Origin of the sequence: Hyalangium sp. (assembly GCF_035629615.1) — a bacterium.
GTDB lineage: Bacteria > Myxococcota > Myxococcia > Myxococcales > Myxococcaceae > Hyalangium.
Genome location: NZ_DASPHO010000371.1, coordinates 25,789 through 32,447, shown reverse-complemented (window position 1 = coordinate 32,447; position 6,659 = coordinate 25,789). Strand labels below are relative to the sequence as shown.

Here is a 6,659-nt window from a genome sequence, read left to right as displayed (position 1 = left end):
CCCCCGCGCTCGCCGCCCCGGTCGCTGCGCTCGCCACCCCGGTCACCGCCCCGGTCGCTGCGCTCGCCGCCCCGGTCACCACCCCGGTCGCTGCGCTCGCCGCCCCGGTCACCGCCCCGGTCGCGGTCCCTGCCTCCACCCCTCCGGCCCTGGTCCTGGCGGTAACGATCGCCAGAGCCTGGGCTCTCGGGGCGGCGCTGCAGGGCCAGCTCTCCGTCACCGGAGCCCGGCGACGAGGCCACCTTGTGATCGGGTCCCTGCCCGGAGCGGCCGTAGATGTCGTACTGCTCGCGGTGGTAGTTCTGCTGCGCCTTGACCTGGATGGACTTGTTGTAGCGGTCCATCAGGTGGCGCAGCTCGTTGCGCTCCTCGCCCTGGAGCAGCCGCGCCACGTCCGCGCTGCAGTTGATGACGAGCGTGGAGTCCTTGTAGCCAGGAGCCTCGCGGCGGATCTCGCGGAAGATCTCGTAGCAGACGGTGGTGGCCGTCTTCACGAAGCCCTTGCCGTCGCAGTACGGGCAGTCCTCGTGGAGCACGCGGCCGATGGACTCGCGCACGCGCTTGCGCGTCATCTCCACCAGGCCCAGCTCGGAGATGCGCAGCACGTTCGTCTTGGCCTTGTCGCGCCCCAGCGCTTCCTGCAGCGCCTTGAAGACCTTGTCGCGGTTCTGCGCCTTCTCCATGTCGATGAAGTCGCAGATGATGATGCCGCCGATGTTCCGCAGCCGGAGCTGGTAGACGATCTCCTTGGCCGCCTCGACGTTGATCTTGGTGATCGTCTCCTCGAGGCTCTTCTTGCCCACGTAGCGGCCCGAGTTGACGTCGATCGCGGTGAGCGCCTCGGCCTGATCCATGATCAGGTAGCCGCCGCTCTTGAGCCACACCTTGCGCTGGGTGGCGCGGTGCAGCTCCTGCTCGATCCCGTACGCGTCGAAGATGGGCTCCTCGGTGTCGTGGAGCACCACGCGATCCTTGAGCGCCGGATCCTGCGCGTTCACGAAGGCGAGGATGCGCTCGTACTCCTCGCGGTCGTCCACGACGAGCTTCTCGACGTCGTGCGCGAACAAGTCACGCGTGGCGCGCAGGATGAGGTCCAGGTCCGGGTGCAGCAGGCCCGGGCCGCCGCGCTTCTCGTTGCGGCGCACCACCTGGTTCCACACCTCGATGAGGAAGCGGATGTCCGTCTCGAGCTTCTCTTGCGGGACGTTCTCCGCCACGGTGCGGACGATGAAGCCCGTCCCCGCCGGGCGCATCCGATCGACGATCTCACGCAGCCGCTTGCGCTCCTTCTCGTTGGAGATGCGGCGGCTGATGCCCACGTGGTCCACCGTGGGCATGAACACCAGGTGACGGCCGGGGATGGAGATGTGCGAGGTGAGGCGGGCGCCCTTGGTGCCGATGGGATCCTTGGAGATCTGGACCACCACCTCCTGACCCACCTTCAGCAAGTCCTCGATGCGCGAGCTCTTGCGGACCTTGGACTTCTCCTCCTTGTCGCGCCGCTGCTGGTCGTCGCGCTGACGCTTGGCCTTGTCCTTCTCGCGGTGCTCGCGCTCCTTCTCCCGCTCGCGCTGCCGGGCGTCGCGTGCATCCCGGCCCTCGCGCGGCGCGCGGCGCTCACCGGAGGCCACCTCGGGGCGGGGAGCCGCGGCAGCAGCGTCAGCGGCGTGAGGCGGAGGGATGATCTCTCCCAGCGCGGTGGCCGCATGCGGAGGCGGTGCGGGCTGGAGCTCTGCATCGGGCGTGGCCTCGGAGCCAGAGGCCGTGGGGGCCGCCTCGGAGGACACAGCCTCGGAAGGCGCGGCAGCGGGGGCGGCAGGCTCGGCGGCAGCAGGTTCCGTGGCCGCGGGCGCAGGGACTTCAGGCGCGGCAGCCACGGGGGCGCTCTCGGCCGGCGTGGCCAAGGCCGCAGGCTCCGCGGTGGGCTCAGCCGCCGTCACGGCGGAAGGCTTCGGGCTCTCCTCGGGCGCGGGAGGCACCGTCAGCACCGCTGCTGCGGCGATGACTCCTGAGTCCAGCGGAGGAAGGTTCGTCCCACCCGGCGGAGTCTCGGACGCCGGCGCCGCGGCCACAGGAGCGGCAGGCTCGGCAGCGGCGGGGGCCACGGGCTCACCTTGGGGCGGCGCGAGCTCCCCAGGCGCCAGCTCCTGCACCTCCAGCTCCACCTCCGCGGTGATGGGCTCCTCGCCCCCCGTGGCCGCCTCGACGGCGTCGGCCTCGGACTCCGAGGGCACATCCGGGAAGTCCTCGTGCTCGCCCTCGGTCAGCTCGAACTGGGAGCGGGCGAAGTCCGGGTCGTAGACGACGTCACTGACGTAGAGGAAGGCCGCCTTCTCGAGCCCAATGTCCACAAAGGCCGCCTGCATGCCCGGGAGCACCCGGACGACGCGACCTTTGTAGATGTTTCCGACGACTCCCTTGTCCTTCTTACGCTCGAGATAGAACTCTGCGATGTGGCCGCCCTCGACGAGGGCGACCCGGGTCTCCCGACCCGAGGTGTTGATGACGAGGATGCTGCCCATGGGCGAATCCTGGATGCGTGCGCGGACGGGCGTGCCCCACCGGACGGGAGGCGACAAGGCCTCGCGCTTCCACGCGCGCTGCAAGGGGAGAGGGGGCCCATGATCCTCCCGCTTCGGCGGAGCAGGGTAGGGCTCGCGTCTCGCGGATGGGGATTGAGGGGGACACCACCTGCTCCTCCGAGTTCATTGTGCCTCACTGAAGACCGGCACCGTGCCGGCAGAGGCCTTTCTTCTGAGCGTTCTCGTCCCTCCACTCGTGCGTGCTGCCCGCTCCTGCCCTCCACACCCGGTCGGTGCCCATTCGCGGGCGCCTTGGGGGGGCGACAGGAGATTCGGTGCAGCCGGCGCGCCGGAGGTGCCCGGAAACGCAACCCGTCTCAAAAAGTCACCTGGACATTGACGACCCGCCGACGCGGAGCGTCACACAACCGTCCAGAAACACATGGAGTTTTTCACGCCTTTGACGGCCCTGTAAAGGCGAGAAGTGTAGATTGTCGACCCGATGTCACAGGTCGTTCCAGGCTTCCCGGGTTTCAGGCCTGAGCAGTAGGGGCTTGCTTGCGGGACTCGGGCTTGTCGATGCGGCCGCGCGGCCGGCGCACCAGCCGCAGGCCCGTCCAGGTCTCGTCAATGAGGCAGATCTTGTTGTCGACCAGGCCAATGTCGAGCGCGGCATGGCGGACGAACTCCTCGGAGAGCGAGCTCTTGACGCCCTCGCCGCTGGGCCAGCAGACCCAGATGCCGCCGGTGAGCGCCATGGCGCGCGAGAGGGCGGGCAGGCGCTGGACGAGCTCGTGAGCATCCGAGGTGAAGAAGAGGATGACGTCCAGGCCGGACTGGGCGGTGATGAGGAACTCGACGCCGTCGGGCAGGGGGTTGAGGCGCTGGACGAAGCCGCGCGGGGGGTTGATGACGGAGACCTTGGAGCCAGCCCGGATGCCCAGCATCGCGGGGAGCGAGCCCATCGCATACGGCGTCATGACGTGTGCTCCACGGAAAAGGTGCGGAACTCGCTGGTGGGCTCGCCGTCCGTGCGCTCGACGTCCGTCACGCGCGCGGCCTGGGGGCCCCGGTGGCACCAGCGGATGAACTCCTCGAGCGCGGTGGGCTCGCCCTCGGCGACGGCCTCGACGGAGCCATCGTCGCGGTTGCGCACCCAGCCGGTGAGGCCCAGGCGCATGGCCTCGATGCGGGTGCTCTCGCGGAAGAAGACACCCTGCACCTTGCCGCGTATGCGCAGGCTCACCCGCTGAGTGCCCATCATACTGGCCTCCTCACTCAACCCCGGGCCTCGCCCTGCAGGAGCTTCAGGAACTGCTGCTCGTCCAGGATTCTTACTCCAAGCTCCTGGGCCTTCTTCAGCTTGCTGCCGGCATCCTCGCCCGCGACCACGAAATCGGTCTTGCGCGAGACACTCCCCGCCACCTTGCCCCCTCGCCGCTCGATCTCTTCCTTCGCCTGCTCGCGCGACATGCCAGTCATTCCGCCGGTGAGCACCACCGTCTTGCCCGCGAAGGTGCCACCGGCGGCCACCTGGGGCGGGGCCGGAGTGACGCCCGCGGCCAGCAGCTCGTCGATGGCCGCGCGGTTCTGCGGCTCCTGGAAGAAGGCGTAGATGACCTGGGCCATGGTGGGGCCCACGTCCTTGACCTTGGTGATGGCCTCGTGGTCCGCGGTGTAGAGCAGGCGCACGTCCGGGAAGGCCTCGGCCAGGGCCTTGGCGGTGGCCTCGCCCACGTGGCGGATGCCCAGCGCATAGAGGAAGCGGCGCTGGGTGGTCTGCTTGGAGCGCTGGATGGCGGCCAGCAGGTTCTCCGCGCTCTTCTCGCCCATGCGCTCCAGGCTCAGGAGCTTCTCCGAGTTCAGCGCGTACAGATCCGCGAACGTCTTCACCAGGCCGCTGGAGACGAGCTGCGCGGCCAGCTTGTCGCCCATTCCGTCGATGTCCATGGCCGTGCGCGAGGCAAAGTGGCGGATCTTCTCCACCAGCTGCGCGGGGCACGAGGCGCCGGTGCAGCGGATGATGGCGCCCTCCTCATCCTTGGCCGTCTTGGCGCCGCACACCGGGCAGCTCTTGGGGAACTCGTAGGGCTTGGCGTTCGCGGGGCGCTTGGAGAGCACCACGGAGACGATCTCGGGGATGACGTCTCCGGCGCGGCGGACGAAGACGGTGTCGCCCTTGCGCACGTCCTTGCGGCGCAGCTCATCCTCGTTGTGCAGGGTGGCGCGCGACACGGTGACGCCGCCGACCTTGACCGGGTTGAGGTGGGCCACCGGGGTGAGGGCGCCGGTGCGGCCCACCTGCACCTCGATGGACTCCACCAGGGTGGACTCCTCCTCGGGAGGGAACTTGTAGGCCACGGCCCAGCGCGGGCTCTTGGACACCTGCCCGAGCCGCAGGCGCAGGTCCTCGTCGTCCACCTTCACCACCATGCCATCCACTTCGAAGGGCAGCGCGTGGCGGCCCTTCTGCGAGGCCTCGTACTCCTTGCGCACGCCCTCCAGGCCCTTGACGCGCACGTGGCGGTTCACCGGCAGCCCGAGCGTCTTGAGGTACTCCAGCTTCTCGGTGTGCGTCTTGAAGGAGGGCGCGCCCTCGGTGGGCACGTACTCATAGAGGTAGATGGCGAGCGGCCGCGCGGCGGTCATCTTGGGATCCAGCTGGCGCAGGCTCCCGGCCGCGGTGTTGCGCGGGTTGACGAAGAGCGGCTCGCCCTCCTCCTCGCGCTTCTCGTTGAGCTTCCTGAAGTCCTCCTTGCGGATGAAGACCTCGCCGCGCACCTCGAGCAGCGGCGGCACCTTCACGCCGTCCTGGGGGAAGAGCTCCAGCGGCAGGCTGCGCACGGTGCGCAGGTTGCCCGTCACGTCCTCGCCCGTGGTGCCGTCCCCTCGCGTGGCGCCCTGGACGAAGAGGCCCTTCTCGTAGCGCAGGGTGATGGCGAGGCCGTCCAGCTTGGGCTCGCAGACGTAGGTGACCTCGGACACGCTGGCCAGCTTGCGGATGCGCTCGTCGAAGTCGGAGAACTCCTCGTCATTGAAGCAGTTGGCCAGCGAGAGCATGGGCGCCCGGTGGACGACCTTCTCGAACTTCTCGGCGGCCTCGCCGCCCACGCGCTGGGTGGGGGAGTCCAGGGTGGCGAGCTGGGGGTGCTTCCCCTCGAGCTCCTGCAGCTCGCGCATGAGCCGGTCGTACTGGGCGTCACTGACCTCCGGCGAGTCGAGGACGTAATAGCGGTAGTTGTGGTGGGCCAGCTCCTGACGGAGCTCGCGCGCGCGTTTCTCGGCGGTCTTCAGATCCACGGATGCAGCCTCACTCGTCCCCATCCAATGGGGCGCGAGAATGGCGATCTTCCCCGGCTGCGCGCAAGCCTTGGCAGGTCCTCCCAGGACGGGCTCAGGGAGCCTCCCGGAAGGCTCCCACGCAGGACGTGGCAGGTTGGAAATCGAGGCTTCCTCCATGGGTTCAGGCGGATCCTCAGGGATACCGGGAACGGTTGCAAGGGACGACCTGAGAAGTAGGAAGACGCGGGTGCGGGGGGACTCGCACCTACATGCAGTCTGAGCCTGTTCAGGACAGTGACTGAAGGGAGAGAGAGGTTCGCCTACTGCGAGGGGTGGGACTCGGCTGCCTGGCGCGCCCACTCTGCGCCCAGGAGCATGGGCAGAAAGACGGGGTAGCGGTGGTGGGGGTAGCGCAGGGTCACCTTCTCGGCGCTTCGTGCGAGCGCATCGCGAGGGGCCAGGCCCTTTCTCAGCGCTGACGGAAGAAACTGCGTGTCGATCAAGATGAGCCCCTCGGGACCCTCGATCCAGAACGAGGACGTCTCAAAGGACCACTGGGACGAGATGTACTGGCCGACCCGTGGGTCTCCCTGCTCCTCTGCGGAGTTCGAGATCGTCAGGCCCTGCTGGGAAGCGGTGCAGCTGAGGAGGATACCGAGTGAAGCCACGAGCAGGGGTCTCATCGGTGTCGAGTCTATCCTCGGGCCATCCTCTCAGGGACAGGCACCGCGGGTCCTCAGTCGCTCCACCCGGGCGGTGCGCGCTGTGCGAACCGGACTGCTTGTCTGACAGGTTGGCGTCGCTTGCCTCCGGAGTGGGACTGACGCATTCGGCCTGGGCTGCACTGATGGCCAG

General features: G+C 68.6%; 5 protein-coding genes. All 5 read right to left on the bottom strand.

What is annotated here, in order from left to right; genetic code table 11:
• Positions 1–2,522, bottom strand: a 2,522-nt coding sequence (locus tag VD972_RS19070) for an Rne/Rng family ribonuclease (protein ID WP_324989001.1), incomplete at its 3' end; no start/stop codon positions are given.
• A 533-nt stretch (positions 2,523–3,055) separates the two neighbouring features.
• Positions 3,056–3,502: a DUF3052 family protein gene (locus VD972_RS19065; RefSeq protein WP_324988998.1), complete on the bottom strand. Its 447-nt coding sequence runs from the start codon at positions 3,500–3,502 to the stop codon at positions 3,056–3,058.
• Positions 3,499–3,786, bottom strand: coding sequence for an acylphosphatase (locus VD972_RS19060; protein ID WP_324988996.1), 288 nt, complete (start codon positions 3,784–3,786; stop codon positions 3,499–3,501). The genes VD972_RS19065 and VD972_RS19060 overlap by 4 nt, the downstream gene beginning before the upstream one ends.
• Before the next feature lie 14 nt (positions 3,787–3,800).
• Complete coding sequence (gene ligA, locus VD972_RS19055; protein ID WP_414654086.1) at positions 3,801–5,846, bottom strand: NAD-dependent DNA ligase LigA; 2,046 nt, start codon at positions 5,844–5,846, stop codon at positions 3,801–3,803.
• Positions 5,847–6,124: 278 nt separating this feature from the next.
• Entirely contained in the window at positions 6,125–6,472 is a 348-nt protein-coding gene (locus VD972_RS19050) for a hypothetical protein (protein WP_324988993.1), read from the bottom strand.
• Positions 6,473–6,659: the final 187 nt, after the last annotated feature.